At 40.2% G+C, this 17,624-nt stretch carries 15 protein-coding genes; 13 read left to right on the top strand and 2 right to left on the bottom strand.

Translation table 11 applies throughout. The features are described from left to right. Nucleotides 1–266 precede the first annotated feature (266 nt). The 9 genes from rfbB to wbaP all read left to right on the top strand — a co-directional run bounded on the left by rfbB (nt 267) and on the right by wbaP (nt 9,992). Nucleotides 267–1,331 carry a dTDP-glucose 4,6-dehydratase gene (gene rfbB / locus OA57_RS00840; protein ID WP_034612202.1) on the top strand — a complete coding sequence of 355 codons (1,065 nt, stop codon included), beginning with the start codon at nt 267–269 and terminating at the stop codon, nt 1,329–1,331. Between the two features lie 13 nt (nt 1,332–1,344). Next, nucleotides 1,345–2,214 carry a glucose-1-phosphate thymidylyltransferase RfbA gene (gene rfbA / locus OA57_RS00835; protein WP_034612199.1) on the top strand — a complete coding sequence of 290 codons (870 nt, stop codon included), beginning with the start codon at nt 1,345–1,347 and terminating at the stop codon, nt 2,212–2,214. 52 nt (nt 2,215–2,266) lie between these two features. Beyond that, nucleotides 2,267–3,139, top strand: a complete 873-nt coding sequence (gene galU, locus OA57_RS00830) for a UTP--glucose-1-phosphate uridylyltransferase GalU (protein ID WP_034612197.1) — start codon at nt 2,267–2,269, stop codon at nt 3,137–3,139. Nucleotides 3,140–3,150: 11 nt separating this feature from the next. After that, on the top strand, nt 3,151–3,942 hold the full coding sequence (locus tag OA57_RS00825) for an ABC transporter permease (protein ID WP_034612196.1): 792 nt from the start codon (nt 3,151–3,153) through the stop codon (nt 3,940–3,942). 10 nt (nt 3,943–3,952) lie between these two features. Continuing rightward, on the top strand, nt 3,953–4,648 hold the full coding sequence (locus OA57_RS00820; RefSeq protein WP_034612193.1) for an ABC transporter ATP-binding protein: 696 nt from the start codon (nt 3,953–3,955) through the stop codon (nt 4,646–4,648). A 75-nt stretch (nt 4,649–4,723) separates the two neighbouring features. Then, nucleotides 4,724–6,583: a DUF4422 domain-containing protein gene (locus tag OA57_RS00815; RefSeq protein ID WP_034612190.1), complete on the top strand. Its 1,860-nt coding sequence runs from the start codon at nt 4,724–4,726 to the stop codon at nt 6,581–6,583. Between the two features lie 24 nt (nt 6,584–6,607). Next, nucleotides 6,608–7,759 carry a UDP-galactopyranose mutase gene (gene glf / locus OA57_RS00810; RefSeq protein ID WP_034612188.1) on the top strand — a complete coding sequence of 384 codons (1,152 nt, stop codon included), beginning with the start codon at nt 6,608–6,610 and terminating at the stop codon, nt 7,757–7,759. Between the two features lie 26 nt (nt 7,760–7,785). Further along, entirely contained in the window at nt 7,786–8,538 is a 753-nt protein-coding gene (locus OA57_RS00805; RefSeq protein ID WP_034612186.1) for a DUF4422 domain-containing protein, read from the top strand. A gap of 32 nt (nt 8,539–8,570) precedes the next feature. After that, complete coding sequence (wbaP, locus tag OA57_RS00800) at nt 8,571–9,992, top strand: undecaprenyl-phosphate galactose phosphotransferase WbaP (RefSeq protein ID WP_034612183.1); 1,422 nt, start codon at nt 8,571–8,573, stop codon at nt 9,990–9,992. A gap of 60 nt (nt 9,993–10,052) precedes the next feature. Here wbaP and sodA read toward each other — a convergent pair whose 3' ends face one another. Then, nucleotides 10,053–10,697 carry a superoxide dismutase [Mn] gene (sodA, locus tag OA57_RS00795; RefSeq protein ID WP_034612181.1) on the bottom strand — a complete coding sequence of 215 codons (645 nt, stop codon included), beginning with the start codon at nt 10,695–10,697 and terminating at the stop codon, nt 10,053–10,055. Between the two features lie 185 nt (nt 10,698–10,882). Next, nucleotides 10,883–13,162, bottom strand: coding sequence for an NADP-dependent malic enzyme (locus OA57_RS00790; protein ID WP_034612178.1), 2,280 nt, complete (start codon nt 13,160–13,162; stop codon nt 10,883–10,885). 218 nt (nt 13,163–13,380) lie between these two features. On the opposite strand from OA57_RS00790, the gene rsuA reads away from it, so the two are divergent. The 4 genes from rsuA (at nt 13,381) to OA57_RS00770 (ending at nt 17,623) form a co-directional block, all read left to right on the top strand. Further along, entirely contained in the window at nt 13,381–14,076 is a 696-nt protein-coding gene (gene rsuA / locus OA57_RS00785; protein ID WP_034612496.1) for a 16S rRNA pseudouridine(516) synthase RsuA, read from the top strand. A 25-nt stretch (nt 14,077–14,101) separates the two neighbouring features. Continuing rightward, nucleotides 14,102–15,310: a Bcr/CflA family multidrug efflux MFS transporter gene (locus OA57_RS00780; protein WP_034612176.1), complete on the top strand. Its 1,209-nt coding sequence runs from the start codon at nt 14,102–14,104 to the stop codon at nt 15,308–15,310. A gap of 262 nt (nt 15,311–15,572) precedes the next feature. Then, a complete protein-coding gene (locus OA57_RS00775) occupies nt 15,573–16,211 on the top strand; it encodes a TfoX/Sxy family DNA transformation protein (RefSeq protein WP_034612174.1) in 639 nt (212 codons plus the stop codon). 269 nt (nt 16,212–16,480) lie between these two features. Further along, the gene (locus tag OA57_RS00770) at nt 16,481–17,623 is read left to right on the top strand and encodes a M20 family metallopeptidase (protein ID WP_034612171.1); all 1,143 of its coding nucleotides are present in this window, start codon (nt 16,481–16,483) and stop codon (nt 17,621–17,623) included. Nucleotide 17,624 lies beyond the last annotated feature (1 nt).

Here is a 17,624-nt window from a genome sequence, read left to right as displayed (position 1 = left end):
GTAAATTCATTTCTGCTACAAGGCGCAGATTATACCCGTATCAGGCGGATTCGGGAAGTTTTTTGTTGTGATAAGCCGTTTTGTCTCGCACAGTAATGAGAGACATTATTATTTATCGGCAGCGTTTCACGGTATCAATATAAATAAATTGTGGTTATTTTAAAATTCTTCTAGAATAGTTCGAATTTATTCGTGGATAAAGCATGGTTAAATATAAATTATTATCGGTGTTTTACTGCATATTTTTACTTTGATTGGGGAATTTGATGAACATTTTGGTTACCGGCGGCGCTGGTTTTATCGGATCGGCAGTTGTTCGCCACATAATTAATCACACGGATGATAGTGTTATTAATTTGGATAAATTGACTTATGCCGGCAATCTGGAATCATTGGAATCCATCGAGAATAATCCTCGCTATACATTTGAGCAGGCTGATATTTGCGATAAAACCGCACTTGAACGTATTTTTCAGCAATATCAACCGGACGTTATTATGCATTTGGCGGCAGAAAGTCATGTCGACCGTTCTATTGACGGGCCGGCAGCCTTTATTGAAACCAATATTGTCGGCACATACACCTTATTAGAAGCCGCCAGAGGATATTGGAACAGACTGGATAGCGAGAAAAAACAGGCATTTCGTTTTCATCATATCTCAACTGATGAAGTGTACGGTGATCTGGAAGGGACGGATGAACTGTTCACTGAAAGCACGCCGTATGCGCCAAGCAGCCCATATTCTGCGTCAAAAGCATCGAGCGATCATCTGGTCAGAGCCTGGCTTCGTACGTATGGCTTGCCGACTATTGTCACCAACTGTTCCAATAATTACGGCCCGTTCCATTTTCCGGAAAAATTGATTCCGTTGATGATTTTAAATGCGTTGGACGGTAAGCCTCTGCCGGTATATGGCGATGGAATGCAGATTCGTGATTGGCTGTTTGTCGAAGATCATGCCGGAGCATTGTATAAAGTGGCGACTGAGGGGAAAATCGGCGAAACCTATAATATCGGCGGTCACAATGAAAAGGCGAATATCGAGGTGGTAAAAACCATTTGTGCATTATTGGAAGAGTTGGTACCGAACAAACCGCAAGGTGTGGAAAACTATCAGGATTTGATTACTTATGTGACCGATCGACCGGGGCACGATGTACGTTATGCGATTGATGCCGGCAAAATCGGCAGAGAGCTGGGTTGGAAGCCGGAAGAAACGTTTGAATCGGGCATTCGCAAAACCGTGGAATGGTATCTAAACAATAAAAAATGGTGGCGTCGTGTATTGGACGGTTCCTATAGTTTAGAGCGTTTGGGCGCACAGAAATAGCAAGGACAATATGATGAAAGGCATTATTCTCGCCGGTGGTTCCGGTACTCGGCTATACCCAATCACCCGTGGCGTCTCTAAACAGTTACTGCCGGTTTATGATAAACCGATGATCTACTATCCGTTATCAGTTTTAATGTTGGCTGGGATTCGTGACATTTTGATTATTACCACGCCGGAAGATAACGATAGTTTTAAACGGTTGCTGGGTGACGGCAGTAATTTTGGGATTACGTTGAGTTATGCAATTCAAGCCAGTCCGGACGGATTAGCACAAGCATTTTTGATTGGAGAAGATTTTATTGGCGATGACGGTTGTTGCTTAGTATTGGGCGATAATATTTTCTTCGGACAATCCTTTACGCCGCTATTGCAAAGTGCGGTTGGAAGAGAAAACGGGGCAACCGTTTTTGCTTATCAAGTGAAAGATCCTGAACGCTTCGGCGTCGTTGAATTTAATCAAGACTATAAAGCGTTATCAATTGAAGAAAAACCTTCTGAACCAAAATCTGATTGGGCGGTAACCGGCTTGTATTTTTACGATAATCGTGTCGTTGAATTTGCCAAACAAGTGAAACCGTCTGATCGTGGCGAGTTGGAGATTACCTCAATCAATCAAATGTATCTGGAAGACGGTTCCCTGAATGTTCAATTGTTAGGCCGTGGCTTTGCCTGGCTGGATACCGGAACCCATGAAAGCCTGCATGAAGCGGCTTCATTTGTACGTACGATCGAAAATGTGCAAGGTATGCAGGTGGCAAGCTTAGAGGAAATTGCTTGGAGAAACGGTTGGTTGTCTACTGAGCAGGTTTTAAGCTTGGCTAAAATGATGAGCAAGAATGAATACGGGCAGTATTTGCTGCGTATTATAAAAGAAAAATAGATTATATTACTTGATAAAAAATGATGAGATTTGGAATCCCAGTGGAGTTTTTATGATTAAAAAATGTTTATTTCCGGCTGCCGGTTATGGCACGCGTTTTTTACCGGCAACTAAATCTATGCCGAAAGAGATGATGCCGGTTGTGAATAAACCATTGATTGAATATGGTGTAGATGAAGCTATTCAAGCCGGAATGAAAGATATGTGCATAGTCACAGGGCGCGGTAAGTACGCCTTGATGGATCATTTTGATAAAAACTATGAATTGGAACATCAAATTAAAGGTACTAATAAAGAATCTTTATTAGATGATATTCGAAAAATTATGAATTCGGCTACATTTACTTTTACGCGTCAAGGGGAAATGCTAGGCTTGGGGCATGCGATTTTAGTCGGAAGAGAGCTTGTAGGGGATGAACCGTTTGCCGTTGTGCTTGCTGATGATCTTTGCATTAATGAGGGTGATGGTGTATTAAAACAAATGGTGCGGTTATATAACCAATTCCGTTGCACTATTGTTGCGGTTGAAGAAGTACCTGAAAATGAAACAAATAAATACGGAATTATTGAGGGAACTCAGTTAAGTGACGATCTTTTTAGAGTGGAAAATATGGTTGAGAAGCCAGAATTAGGTACGGCACCAAGTAATTTAGCAATCATCGGACGTTATATTTTAACACCGGATATTTTTGAGTTAATCGAAAATACACCGGCAGGTAAAAATGGTGAAATTCAGATAACGGATGCGTTATTACAGCAAGCTAAGAATGGCTGTGTTATAGCTTATAAGTTTAAAGGAAAACGATTTGACTGTGGTAGTGTTGAAGGCTATATGGAAGCAACAAATTATTGTTACAACAATATCTATTTGAAAAAAACGGATGTAACGCTTGCAAAGCAAGATACGCATAAAATTGAAAAATAAAGGTAATAAAAATGAGTAATTTTAAAGATGTGCTTTCGGATGTGCGAGTAGCATTCAAAGAGTACTATTTGTGGACTACTCTTGGTTGGTATGATGTATTAGCCAGATATCGCCGCTCTACACTTGGGCCTTTTTGGATTACATTGAGTATGGCGATTACATTGAGCGCAATGGGGCCTTTATATGGCTCTCTATTTGGTAATACCCTGACTGATTTTATTCCTCATCTTGCTTTGGGTATGATCTTTTGGGCTTTAATTGCAACTTCTATTAATGAGTTTGCTGTTGCATATGCGGAATCAGCACATTATTTAAAGCAAATTAAAATATCGCCGGTCGTTTTCATTTTACGGGTTCTATACAGACAGTTTATTGTATTTCTCCATAATATTTTACTTTATCCGATAATCATGCTTATTTTTTGGAAACCGATTTCTTTAGATGCATTCTTGGTTATCCCGGCTTTTTTTATTGTACTGCTTAATTTATTCTGGGTTGGTATTATCATCTCTATTTTTTGTACACGTTATCGTGATATGGGGCCTGTTGTGAGTAGTATTACGACATTACTATTTTTTGTTACCCCTATAATTTGGAGTATGGAACAATTACCTGAAGACAGACGTTTTTTAGCATATTGGAATCCGCTCAGTATTTTATTGGATCTGGTAAGAAAACCTTTGTTAGGCGGAGTACCGGAGTTCAATCATTGGATTGTTGGAATTATGATGGCTATAGTAGGAATTATGATGGCACTGTTGGTTTTAATGAGAACTCGGCATAGAATTACATACTGGTTATAGGTACTGATATATGCATATTAAATTAGAAAATGTCTCTGTTCGCTTTCCAATCTATGATGCGAAACAGCGTTCATTTAAGCAAACAATGTTAAATGCGGCAACCGGTGGAAAAATTGTCCGAAATATTGGTAAGTTCACCGAAATTGAAGCGTTAAAAGATATTAATCTAGACATTAAAGAGGGGGAGCGGGTTGCCCTGATTGGACATAACGGCTCAGGCAAAACAACCTTGCTTCGAGTATTGTCCGGTGTTTATGCTCCGGTAGAAGGTGAAATTGATGTTAAAGGTAAAGTTACCAGCTTACTTGACTCTATGTTGGGAATGGATGGTGAGGCCACGGGTGTTGAGAATATCAAATTAAGGGGACTTTTTCTTGGACTACGGCCAAAACAAACATCAGTATTAATCGATGAGATTGTTGACTTCAGCGAGTTGGGAGATTTCATCAATATGCCGGTCAGAACTTATTCTAGTGGTATGGTTTTAAGATTGGCATTTGCAATTTCAACCTGCGTTCATCCTGAGATTTTATTAATGGACGAGTGGATGAGTGTAGGCGATGAGAGTTTTCGGGATAAAGCCGCTAAAAGATTGGAAACATTCGTTGATAAGGCCGGTATTTTAGTAATGGCAACTCATGATCATGAATTGGCAAAACGAGTGTGTAATATACATGTTCATTTAGAGCATGGGGGCATAATTTAATATCTCGATTGAGATTAATATCTTTTATTAAAGATATCGTTATTAATTATAATCAAGCTTATTTAGGAAATTCTTATGGATAATCTAATTTCTTTATACAGTGTTTATCATAAACCGTCTCATATTATTCGGAATAATTATATAAAACCTATTCAAGTTGGTAATCAGAGTGATATTCCAGGTATCTGTTTTCGAGATAATCGTGGGGATAATATTTCAGATAGAAATGCAACATTTTGTGAGCTTACGGCTCAGTATTGGGCATGGAAAAATGATTTAGTGTCTGATTATATTGGTATTATGCATTATCGACGATATTTTGATTTTAATTCGCAGGAAGATAGGGATCTTAATATTTATGGACTTTTAGAAGAGAATGAATTTACGCTTGATTTTGTAAAAAAATATGGGTTATCTGAATCAAACATAAGAATGCAGGTAGAACCATTTGATATTATTCTTCCATTTGAATGGGATGTTAAGGCTGCCGGATGGAAAAATATTAAACATAATTATATTACATCAGAATTTCATCATGAAAGAGATCTCGATGCAGTAAGAAGAGTGATACAGGATCTCTACCCGGAATATATTCCTTATTTTGATAAAGTAATGAATCAGAATATGGGAGTTACAACTAATATGTTCATTATGAAAAGAAGACTTCATGATGAATACTCGGATTGGCTATTTGATATTTTATTCGAGTTGGAGAAAAGGATCGATATTTCTAGTTATGATATGCAAGAGAAGCGTGTATTTGGATATCTTTCAGAAAGATTATTAAATATTTGGTTATATAAGAAAGTAATCGATGAAAAGAATTTGAAGATAAATTACTTAAGAAGAGTATTTGTGCATGATACAACTGCTAAAAAATGGTGCACAAATCTACCCAATACAAGTAAGAAAATTGTAAGTATTGTTATTGCGTCAGATAATAATTATGTGGCTCATTTAGGTTCGCTTATTTCTTCAATCCAAAGTAATATTTCTAAAGCGTTTTTTCTTGATTTAATCATACTAGATGGAGGAATTTCAGAGCATAATAGATTCCTATTGTCTAAAATGCTTGTTAAAGACGCTGAAATACAGTTTCTAGATTTGAAATCAGAATTTTCTAGTCAATCAGTACACATGCATTTTTCAAAAGCTACTTTTTATAGGTTAATCTTAGAGCGCCTAATTCAGGATAGAGAAAAAGTATTATATATTGATTGTGATACTATTGTATTAGGTGATTTAAGCGAATTATTTTTTACAGATTTAGAAGATAAAGCGATTGGTGCTGTATTTGATTATATCATGCATCATTTTTGCCAAACTGGTGTGCCTTCTATCAGCACAATAGGAAGCATTAAGTCAAAAGAATATTTACAACATTATGTCGGCTTAAAGGATAATTGGGATAAATATTTCCAAGCAGGTGTGATTTTATTTGATTTAGATAAACTTAGAAAATTAGATTTATCAGAAGTAATGATGAAATCTCTTATGGACAAAAAATATTGGTTTTTAGATCAGGATATTTTGAATAAATATTTCTTAGGAAATGTTAAATATTTAGAACCAAAATGGAATGTGGTTAATTGTGGTGATGAAGTTAGAAACGGATTATCTGATAGGCAATTGAAAGAACTAGATGGGGCAATATTAAATCCCAAAATAATTCATTATGCCGGTTATGAGACAAAACCATGGAATAATATTAATGCTAAATTTAATGAGTTTTATTTTTATTACCTAAGAACTACATTTTGGTATGAATCTGTTATGTTTTCACAGAAGAGTAACTCACAAGAAAATAATATTATGATTAATGTGCCATCTAAATCATTGAAATGGAAAGTTTCTAGAAAAATATGGAAAAAAATGCCATCATTTATGAAAGTCAGATTAAATAAATTGAAAGAGTATTTAAAAAATAAGTTGTAACATTTAGAGAGAGCTGGATTTAATATGAGAAAATTTTTATGTGTTGGTGCCGGTTTCTCTAATGCAGTTATTGCAAGAGAATTAGCAGAAGCCGGGTATCAAGTTACAGTAATTGATAAACGTTCACATGTAGCTGGAAACTGCCATTCTGAGCGTGATAGTGAAACGAATGTAATGGTGCATGTTTATGGGCCTCATATTTTTCACACCGATAATGAAAGAGTGTGGAATTATATTAATCGTTTTGGTGAGATAATGCCGTTTGTGAATCGTGTAAAAGCGATTAGTCAAGGCGCAGTTTATTCATTACCGATTAACCTGCATACTATCAATCAATTTTTCGGGAAAATATGTTCGCCCAAAGAAGCTAGAGTGCTTATTGAAAGTCAGGCAGATATGTCGATCATGGATCCGCAGACATTTGAAGAGCAGGCGATGCGGTTTGTTGGAAAGGATTTGTATAAAGCCTTTTTCTATGGTTATACCAAAAAACAATGGGGTGTTGAGCCTAAAGAGCTTCCTGCCAGTATTTTAAAGCGCTTGCCTGTTCGCTTTAATTATGATGATAATTACTTTGTGCATAAATTTCAGGGAATGCCAAAAGACGGTTATACGATAATTGTGGAAAATATTTTGAAGCATGAAAATATTATTGTGAAACTGAATACTGAATTTACAGACACGATGAAAACAAAATTTGATCATATTTTCTGGTCTGGTCCTCTGGACGCTTGGTTTAATTTTGATCTTGGGCGTTTGGGTTACCGCACTTTGGATTTTGAGGCTTTCCGTGATGAAGGAGATTATCAAGGCAATGCAGTTATCAACTATGGTGATGAAGAAGTACCTTATACCCGTATTTCAGAACATAAGCATTTCGCCCCTTGGGAATCACATGAGAAAACAATTTGCTATCGTGAATATAGTCGTTTGTGTGGTGAAAATGATGTTCCATATTATCCAATTCGATTAGTGAAAGATAAAGCATTATTAGAACAGTATGTTGCGAAAGCATTAAAAGAATCTAATGTTACGTTTGTTGGGCGTTTAGGTACATATCGTTATTTGGATATGGATGTGACGATTAAAGAGGCATTAGAAACTGTAGATGAAATAAAGAATGAAATTTTCCAACTAAAAACCTTAAAATCTTTCTATGTTGATATGGATACTTGATCTTTTATTTGAAAATACCGTGATAAATGAAAATAATTATTGCAACACATAAATCATATGAAATACCAGGAGATGAAATGTATTTTCCGATACAAGTTGGTGCATTAACATCATCTGTAAAATTGAATATGTTGAGAGATGATTTAGGCGATAATATTTCTTCGAAAAATAGTTATTTTTGTGAGCTGACAGGGTTATATTGGGCATGGAAAAATGGCTTTTTTAAAGATGTTTCCTATTTTGGTTTGGTGCATTATAGACGCTATTTTTTTGGGAAAGATATAAAGCTAAAAAATAGAAGGATAGCTTCTCAAGCAGAATTATCATCTATTTTAGAGAGTTATGATTGTATCGTGCCTAAAAAAAGGAACTATTTTATAGAAACGGTATATAGCCATTATAAACATGCGCATTATGAGCGAGATTTGGATAAAACTAGATATATTATTATTCAGTTTTATCCTGACTATTTAGATTCTTTTGATAGCGTGATGAATGGTAAAACAATTCATCTTTATAATATGTTTGTTATGCGTGTTGACCTATTGGATAGCTATTGTTCATGGCTATTTGATATTTTGTTCAAGCTAGAGAAAGAGATTGATTTATCCAATTATGATCAATATCAAAAGCGAGTATTTGGTTTTCTTGCAGAACGGTTATTTAATGTTTGGCTCCTTAAAAATAATATCAATTCTAAGGAGCTAAAGGTTGTTAATATCGAAGGAAATAATATTGTCCCTAAGATATTAAATTTTTTAAAAAGAAAGTTTGTATAATCGAGTTTACTTCCTTTGAGTTGGCGATAAAAATGATAAACAATCCTAAAATAGCGCCCAAAATTAACAAGCTTGTTTTGATAAGCTGTGATTTTTTCGCCTATTTTTTTGCGATTTCACTGGCTTATTATTTATCACCGTTAGATGATTTTTCAATGGAACAGTTAGATTTTGACGGCTCGTTTACTCGCTTGGGGGCTTTTAGTCTGATGGCGTTTATTACTATCGGTTGGATTTGGATTGTTCATCGGCATTATGCCTATCGAAAACCATTTTGGGATGAGTTGAAAGATATTTATTCGACTCTGTTTATTGTATTGCTGATTAATTTAGCGTTGTTGGTATTTATTGAGACTTCGCCATCATTAGATACTTGGCTATATATTGCCGCAATTCTTTTTGTTTGTTTTCCGCTTTTTCGTTTTATGTGCAAGAAACTGCTTCGTTGTTTGGGGACGTGGGATATGGCATGTGTGATTATCGGAAATTCGGAAAATGCGCGTGGTGCTTATCGGGCAATCAGCAGTGAGAAAAATCTGGGTTATAAGGTGGGGGCTTTTGTTGATCCTTTGGGAAAAATACCCGTAATAGCTGAAAAAACAGGCTATATTACCGAAGATTATCTGTTTTCTCATTTGGCTGAATATCAAAAAGTATTTATTGCCTTGGAAAAAAGCCAAAGCGAGTTAATGGAATGCTGGATCAGAAAATTCACCAAGTGCGGTTTCAGAAACGTATCTATTATTCCGCCTTTGCACGGTATTCCTTTATATGGCGCGGAGATTTCGCATTTTTTCAGTTATGAATCAATTATATTACGAATTCATAATAATTTGGCTAAGCGTTCTTCACGCTTAATTAAGCGCACTTTTGACATTATTGTTTCTGCAGTTTTACTGTTGGTAAGCAGTCCGCTGTTTCTTTACCTGTTTTTTAAAATTCGTCAGGAAGGCGGAAGCGCAACTTATAGCCAAACCCGAATTGGCCGTAACGGCAAAGCATTCCATTGTTATAAATTTAGAACGATGGTGATGAATTCAGGGGAAATATTACGAAACTTATTAGCTACAGATGAAAAAATACGGGAAGAATGGTATCGGGATTATAAGCTGAAAAATGATCCGCGCATAACGGGCATCGGCCATTTTTTACGGAGAACCAGCTTGGATGAATTACCGCAATTATGGAATGTTTTTAAAGGGGATATGAGCTTGGTCGGCCCTCGACCGGTGATTCGTCAAGAATTAAAATTTTATGGTGATGATGTCGCCTATTATTATATGGTGCGCCCTGGGTTATCAGGTTTATGGCAAGTGAGCGGGCGTAGTGATACGGATTATCGGACTCGGGTCTATTTGGATACTTGGTATGTGAAGAACTGGTCATTGTGGAATGATATTGCGATTTTGGCTAAAACTGCAAATGTGGTTATTAGGGGGCGGGGGGCTTACTAACGCCAAATTATAAGGTAATAAAAAAGCACTCAATAGAGTGCTTTTACCGATTTAAATAACTTATTTGCTTTGGCAACCGCAGTCTGCCAATTTTTTCTCAAAACGAGTGCCGGCTTCGTCCCAATTAACCACGTCCCAGAACGTTTTGATGTAGTCCGGGCGGCGGTTTTGGAATTTCAGGTAGTAGGCGTGTTCCCAAACGTCTAAGCCTAGGATCGGGTAGCCTTCGGCGCCGGCGATTTCTTTCCCCATTAACGGCGAGTCTTGATTGGCGGTGGAAACAACGGACAGTTTGCCGTCATTTAACACTAACCATGCCCAGCCTGAGCCGAAGCGGGTTGTTGCCGCTTTTTCAAATTCCGTTTGGAATGCTTCTACAGAGCCGAAATCACGCACGATGGCATCTTTCAATGCGCCTTGCAGGGTAGTGCCGACTTTTAATCCTTTCCAGAACAGAGAGTGGTTTGCATGGCCGCCGGCATTGTTGCGAAGTGCGGTGCGTTTATCTGCTGGAATTTTGTCCAAATTGGAAATCAGTTCACCAGGGCATTTATCTTGCCATTCCGGCAAGGTTTCCAAAACGGCATTGGCATTGTTGACATATGCCTGATGGTGCTTGGCGTGGTGAATTTCCATGGTTTCTTTGTCGAAGTGCGGTTCCAGTGCATCGTATGCATAAGGTAATTCAGGTAGAGTATAAGCCATTTTCATTTCCTCATCAGTTGAATAAAAAATGCTGTCAAAAGGGACTTTTCGTTAGGAAAAGCGGATTGAATTGTCGAGATCAGTATAGCAAATAAATTGATCAAGATCATTAAATGTTTATTTTTTGTTAATTAACACACGACAAGAGCAGATCATACGATCCGCTCTTTGTTGAAGACCGCACTTTACTCGGCACGGCTTTTCGCTGCGTTCACCGCCGCTACGGCGACCATATTGATAATTCGGCGCACCGATGAAACCGACGTTAAAATATGGGCGGCTTTATTGGTGCCCATTAAAATCGGACCGATTGTGATCGGTGTTGCAGTGCCTTGCAACAAGTTCAGGCTGATGCGGGCTGATTCCATATTCGGCATAATCAATAAATTTGCCGCACCTTTGATCGGGCTGTCAGGCATAATGTCTTTGCGCAGGCTTTCGGTCAAGGCCACGTTACAGTGCATTTCACCGTCAATAATCAAATCCGGCGCTTTTTCTTTTACCAGTTGCAATACCCGCCGCATTTTTACCGCACTTGGATCGTCGAATGTACCGTAATTTGAATGGGAAACCAAGGCAACTTGCGGCTCCATTCCGAAACGGCGCACTTCGTCGGCGGACATGATGGTGATATTCGCCAATTCTTCAGCGGTCGGGTTCTGATTGACAAAGGTATCGGCAATAAACAAGTTGCCGGTCGGTAATACCAGACCGTTGACCGTTGCCGGAATGAGATCCGCTTTAACGCCAATCACATCTTTGATACTGCCTAAATGCGAGGCATAGGGGCCGACCAGTCCGCACAGCATCGCATCGCCTTTGCCCAACTCCAGCAACATGGCGCCAAGTGCGGTCGGATTATGCATCATTTTGCGTTTTGCACCCGCCAACGTCATCCCTTGGCGTTTTAGTTTTTGGTAATATGCGCTGTAGCATTCTTCATAGTATGGATTGTTTTCAATGTCGACAATCTCGAAATCACGTCCTTGTTCAATATGCAGTCCGAGTTTTTTAATCGTCTGTTCAATCACATTGGTGCGTCCCAGTAAAATCGGGGCGGCAATGCCGAGTGTGGCGATTTCTTGTACTGCGTGTAAGACGCGAGTCTCTTCCCCGTCGGTTAAGATCACCCGTTTTTTATCCTGTTTGGCTTGGGCAAAAACCGGCTTCATAAATAAGTTTGTTTTATAGACGAATTGGGTGAGTTTCTCGATATAGGCATCAAAATCGTCGATCGGGCGTGTCGCCACGCCGCTGTCCATTGCCGCTTTTGCCACCGCCGGTGCGATTTTCACGATTAAACGCGGATCAAACGGTTTCGGGATTAAATAATCAGGCCCAAAAGATAGTTCGGCGGCATCGCCGTAGGCGGAAGTGACCACTTCGCTTTGTTCGGCCAGCGCCAGATCGGCAATCGCATAGACTGCGGCCAGCTTCATTTCTTCATTGATGGTAGTTGCACTCACATCCAGCGCACCGCGGAAGATAAACGGGAAGCACAACACATTATTGACCTGATTCGGATAGTCGGAACGGCCGGTGCAAACAATAGCATCAGGGCGAACCGCTTTGGCAAGCGGCGGCAGAATTTCAGGTTCAGGGTTGGCAAGCGCCAAGATTAACGGATTTGGCCCCATGGTTTTTACCATATCCTGCGTCAATGCGCCGGCGGCGGAACAGCCCAAGAAAATATCCGAATTCGGCACGGCATCGGCGAGCGAGCGTTGTCCGTTATCGTCAATGGCGTACAGCTTTTTGGTTTCGTCCATGTGTTCATCACGGTTTTTGTAAATCACGCCTTTGGAATCGCACACCGTGATATTCTCACGTTTCATACCCAGTGAAACCAATAAATTCAAACAAGCGATCGAGGCAGCTCCGGCACCGGACGCCACCAAACGCACATCTTCGATTTTTTTGTTCACAATGCGTAAGCCGTTAATCACGGCGGCGGCGGAGATAATCGCCGTACCGTGTTGATCGTCATGAAAGACCGGAATTTTCATGCGTTCACGTAGTTTTTGCTCAATGTAGAAACATTCCGGCGCTTTAATGTCTTCCAAGTTAATACCGCCGAAAGTCGGCTCAAGCGCTGCAATAATCTCAACCAGCTTATCGGGATCCCTTTCGTCCACTTCAATGTCGAATACATCGACACCGGCGAATTTTTTGAATAAAACGCCTTTACCTTCCATCACCGGCTTGCCTGCCAATGCCCCGATATTGCCCAGCCCAAGCACCGCGGTACCGTTGGAAATCACCGCCACCAGATTGCCGCGTGCGGTATAGCGATAAGCGGCGGAAGGATCGGCCTGAATTTCCAGACAAGGGACGGCAACGCCCGGCGAATAGGCCAATGCCAAATCGCGTTGGGTGGCGAGGGATTTGGTCGGGGTCACTTCAATTTTTCCCGGCACCGGGAATTCATGAAAATCAAGTGCGGCTTGGTTTAACTGCTTGTCCATTATGGCTGTCCTTATTAAATGAAAACAAAAATTAACAGATGTTAAATCGGTGAAAAATATATGCGGAATTATACGCTTTATTTTTACAAATTTAAAAACCCATCAAGGAGTATGTGATACGGCACACAGATTTTTTTCCGATGAAATTTAATCTCGTCTGTATATTTGCATTTAAACAGGTACAATAACCTGTTTTCAGAAGAAAGGTTTTGAGTAAAGTGCGGTTAGATAAATTTTTAGCGGAACAAAGCGGTTTGAGCCGTTCGCAGGTCACCAAAGTTTTACGTAGCGGTGCGGTGGAAATTAACGGAGAGGTGATCAAATCCGGGGCGACAAAAGTAGCCGCCGAGGACGAAATCGTATTTGAAGGCGAGCGTCTGGCGTGGATCGAAGACGGGCAATATTTTATGCTGTATAAGCCGCAAGGCTATATTTGCTCGCACGATGACGGCGAATACCCGACGGTATATCAATTGTTTGATTACCCCTTGCGCACCAAATTGCATTCGGTCGGGCGATTGGACGTGGACACCACCGGTTTGGTGTTATTGACCGATGACGGGCAGTGGTCGCACCGTATTACGTCACCGAAATTTCACTGTGAAAAAACCTATTTGGTCACGCTTGTCGATCCGATTGAAGCGGATTATCAAAGTGCGGTCGAGCAAGGGATTTTACTGCGTGGTGAAAAAACGCCGACTAAACCCGGCAAGCTGGAAATGCTCGATGATTACAATCTGAATCTGACTATCAGCGAAGGGCGTTATCACCAAGTGAAACGTATGTTTGCCGCATTGGGCAACAAAGTGATCGGGCTGCATCGCTGGCGTATCGGCGAGATTGTGCTGGATGATAACCTGCAAGAAGGGGAATATCGCACGTTAAGCCAAAATGAAATAATGTGTTTTAAATAATCACCGTGAGAAAATGGATAACTCAATGTTACAAAAGGAAACTATCAGACGGGTGAAAAAAAGCCCTGTCTTTGTATTAATTTTAGGGATTCTGGCGATGTTGCCGCCGTTGGCGATCGATATGTATTTGCCTTCTTTTCTCGATATTGCCCGCGATCTGAAGGTGAATTCCGAGCGCGTGCAAAATACGCTGGCGCTGTTTACCTTGGGGTTTGCGCTCGGGCAATTGTTGTGGGGGCCGGTAGCGGACAGTTTCGGACGGAAAATGCCGATTGCAATCGGCACGTTGGTCTTTGCCGGTACCGCACTTTTCCTGACGCAGGTGGACAATATCCAAGATTTCCTGCTGTTGCGCTTTATTCAAGGCTTTTTCGGCGCAGCACCTGCGGTGGTACTGGGCGCATTGCTGCGTGATTTGTTTTCCAAAAACTATTTTTCCAAAATGATGTCGATGATTATGTTGGTTTCGATGATTGCGCCGCTGTTGGCACCGTTTATCGGTGGTTATCTGGCGAAATTTTTCCATTGGCATTCGATTTTCTACGTCTTGGCGTTCTTCGGCATTTTGAGCTGTCTGCTAGTATTCTGGAAAATTCCCGAATCGCATCCGCAGGAAAAGCGGATTCCGTTCAGTTTGAAAACCGTATTGCGCAATTTCGCCTCTTTGATTCGGGTAAAAGCGGTGGTGGGATATGTTTTGGCAGGCGCATTTTCTTTTGCCGGCATGTTCTCTTTCCTGACCTCCGGTTCAATCGTCTATATTGATATTTATCACGTCGCCGCAGAAAATTTTGGCTACTTCTTTATTATGAATATGACGGTGATGATTTTATTTACCTCAATTAATGGGCGCATGGTGGTGAAAGTCGGTGCAGAAAAAATGCTGCGTTTCGGTTTAACATTACAGTTTCTGGCCGGCTGTTGGTTATTGTCCGTGGCGATTTTTGATCTGGGCTTTTGGCCGATGGCACTGGGAATTTCCGCATTCGTCGGTATGCTTTCCACTATCGGCTCAAATGCCATGGCTTCAATTCTCGATCGTTTTCCGCAAGTGGCGGGCACGGCAAATTCTCTTGCCGGCACGATCCGTTTCGGCACCGGCGCCATAGTCGGTTTCTTGATTTCACTGGTGCCGATTACCAGCGCTGTACCAATGTTGCTGTCAATGTTTCTCTGCACATTCGTTTCGGTGTTGAGTTATTATTTTTTGACTTATCGCAGCTTGAAACGTTAATTGTAAAACAGCGACCCTATGTGAAAAAGCCGAACAGCGAGTCTGTTCGGTTTTTTATTTATGACTATTTTCGTTTTTTGAAATAATTTTTTAGATTAAAAAATGATCAAAAGTTGAGTCTTATTAATAAAAAGAAGTGATAAAAAAACGAATTTAGGAATATGGTTCACAAAAAAAATATTTATTTTCTGGCTTATTTCTAATTGTAAATTAACATATCTCCATATGACTAACTTTGATTTGATATGGAGTAAATTTACTTATGAATACTATACGGTCACATGTGGATTTGACGGCAAAGCAGCTGAATCGTTTAATTGGAGGGGTTACGGTAAACAGTTTATTTTCCGGCTATGGCTTTTATCAAGCTGGTCATATGTTCGGTATTATGCAAAACAGTATTTTTTATCTGCGCGCGGAAGACGAGTTGGCACGATTGTTGGAAAGGCATGGTGCATTGCCTTGTCCGTACAGCCGAAGTAACCTTGCTCTGTCGTTATCACGTTATTACCATTTACCGGCAAAGTTGACGGAAGATGATGCTCTGTATAAGAGCCTGATATTACAATCCATTGAGCAGGTTAAACAGCAGAAAATTGATTTTCAGCTGGCAAAGAAAACCCGAATTAAAGAGTTATGTAATCTAAGCATTAAGCACGAACGGTTATTGGTCAAAATTAATATTCATGATGTGATTCAGCTGCAAAAAATTGGTGCGGAAATGGCATATATTCGTGCCAAAAAGCAGGGCTTTTCCGTTACGCTGGATTTTTATTGGAATTTGGTGGCAGCGCTGAAAAACCTACCTATTTCTTTGTTGCCGGCGGAGAAAAAAGCGGAAGCTTTAGCTAAGTTGAATGATTATTTGCGTAAAGAGGGAATGCGTTCCGAAAAGGGGTAATCGGATCCGGGCTTTTCCCTATTTCGATAAAAAAGATAGCCGGGTTTATACAGCCGGATTGGTTGTATAAACCTGAAAACGGTTGAAGTTTTTAGGAAAAAGTGCTGTTCTTTATGATCTCGCTCACAAGTTAATATATTCATAATATTAAATATTTCGCTATTCTTGACATTTAGGATATCTCTATTTACGGTTGTTGTAGTTTGTTTTTTGAGCAGGAGTATGTTTTATGTAACATGATTTTCCAACCATTCTACGAGGAGATAGCCATGTCGATTGTCGATTTAAAAACGTTTGTAAACGATTTAGAAACTATTGTGAATATCGAATCCTATAGCTGCGATCCGAAAGGAAAAGCAGATGTTGTGGAATTCCTTCGTGAAAAATTTCAAGCGCTGAACTGGCATATTGAGGTGTTTCCGCTTGACGATTCAGTCGGCTCCGCATTGGTTTGTATGAATCGAAAAGCAGATCGGTTTGACGTTTTGTTGTCAGGGCATATGGATACTGTTTTTAAACCGGGTACCACCAACGAGCGGCCGTTCAGTAAAGATCAACATCGTGCTTACGGGCCGGGTGTCTGTGATATGAAACAAGGGTTGATTCAAGCTTACCATGTTTGTAAAAAACTGACTGAAAATAATGAAATCGGCGATGGAAATATTTGTGTGATTTTTAATCCCGATGAAGAAATTAGTTCCGTTTATTCTCGTCCCTTATTGGAAAAATTTGCCGCTAAAGCACGTTATGCCATTGTTTTGGAAGCAGCTAGGGCAAATGGGGATTTGGTTAATGCACGCCGAGGCGTTGCCAGGTATGTTATCGAATTTTTTGGTAAGGAAGCGCATGCGGCGGTAAATCCGGAAGCCGGCGCAAATGCGGTTAATGCTTGTATTTATACCTGTCAAACACTACTCAATCAAGTTGCCCCTGAAAAAGGGACAACGTTGAATATCGGGACTATCGAGGGAGGAACTACACCGAACACTGTCCCGGCCTATGTCAAAATTCAGGTGGATTGCCGTTTTATCTTGCCGGAAGAAGCCGAAAGGTTGAATTCGTTCATTCAGGCGTTAGATGACAAAATAACGGAAGAAAACGTTCGTATCAGCGTCCAAGGGGGAGTCACTCGGCCGCCGTGGGCGAAAACAGAAGACGGGCTGATATTCTGTCAGGCGGTCGATCAAATCAAACGGCGGCTTGAGATTAAAGCGGATTGGGTTTCGACAGGTGGCGGATCCGACGGAAATTTCTTTGCAGCGTTGGGAATACCGACAATTGATGGCATGGGGCTTGTCGGCGGAAAATACCATAGTCCGGAAGAGTATTTGGAACTGGATTCCATTATTCCGCGTACGGCGTTGTTGTATGAAACCGTAAAATTCTGCTTATCTCACCATGAGGAGACGTAAT

It is taken from the genome of Chelonobacter oris (assembly GCF_000772535.1).
GTDB lineage: Bacteria > Pseudomonadota > Gammaproteobacteria > Enterobacterales > Pasteurellaceae > Chelonobacter > Chelonobacter oris.
This window is presented reverse-complemented; position numbering and strand designations above follow the sequence as displayed.

Excerpts from the sequence above, each read along its gene's own strand:
- OA57_RS00780 (WP_034612176.1), top strand. The coding sequence starts at position 14,102 with ATGTTACAAAAGGAAACTATCAGACGGGTGAAAAAAAGCCCTGTCTTT.
- OA57_RS00775 (WP_034612174.1), top strand. The coding sequence starts at position 15,573 with ATGAATACTATACGGTCACATGTGGATTTGACGGCAAAGCAGCTGAAT.
- OA57_RS00815 (WP_034612190.1), top strand. The coding sequence starts at position 4,724 with ATGGATAATCTAATTTCTTTATACAGTGTTTATCATAAACCGTCTCAT.
- OA57_RS00820 (WP_034612193.1), top strand. The coding sequence starts at position 3,953 with ATGCATATTAAATTAGAAAATGTCTCTGTTCGCTTTCCAATCTATGAT.
- sodA (WP_034612181.1), bottom strand. The coding sequence starts at position 10,697 with ATGGCTTATACTCTACCTGAATTACCTTATGCATACGATGCACTGGAA.
- OA57_RS00790 (WP_034612178.1), bottom strand. The coding sequence starts at position 13,162 with ATGGACAAGCAGTTAAACCAAGCCGCACTTGATTTTCATGAATTCCCG.
- galU (WP_034612197.1), top strand. The coding sequence starts at position 2,267 with ATGATTAAAAAATGTTTATTTCCGGCTGCCGGTTATGGCACGCGTTTT.
- glf (WP_034612188.1), top strand. The coding sequence starts at position 6,608 with ATGAGAAAATTTTTATGTGTTGGTGCCGGTTTCTCTAATGCAGTTATT.
- OA57_RS00770 (WP_034612171.1), top strand. The coding sequence starts at position 16,481 with ATGTCGATTGTCGATTTAAAAACGTTTGTAAACGATTTAGAAACTATT.
- wbaP (WP_034612183.1), top strand. The coding sequence starts at position 8,571 with ATGATAAACAATCCTAAAATAGCGCCCAAAATTAACAAGCTTGTTTTG.
- rfbA (WP_034612199.1), top strand. The coding sequence starts at position 1,345 with ATGAAAGGCATTATTCTCGCCGGTGGTTCCGGTACTCGGCTATACCCA.
- rfbB (WP_034612202.1), top strand. The coding sequence starts at position 267 with ATGAACATTTTGGTTACCGGCGGCGCTGGTTTTATCGGATCGGCAGTT.
- OA57_RS00805 (WP_034612186.1), top strand. The coding sequence starts at position 7,786 with ATGAAAATAATTATTGCAACACATAAATCATATGAAATACCAGGAGAT.
- OA57_RS00825 (WP_034612196.1), top strand. The coding sequence starts at position 3,151 with ATGAGTAATTTTAAAGATGTGCTTTCGGATGTGCGAGTAGCATTCAAA.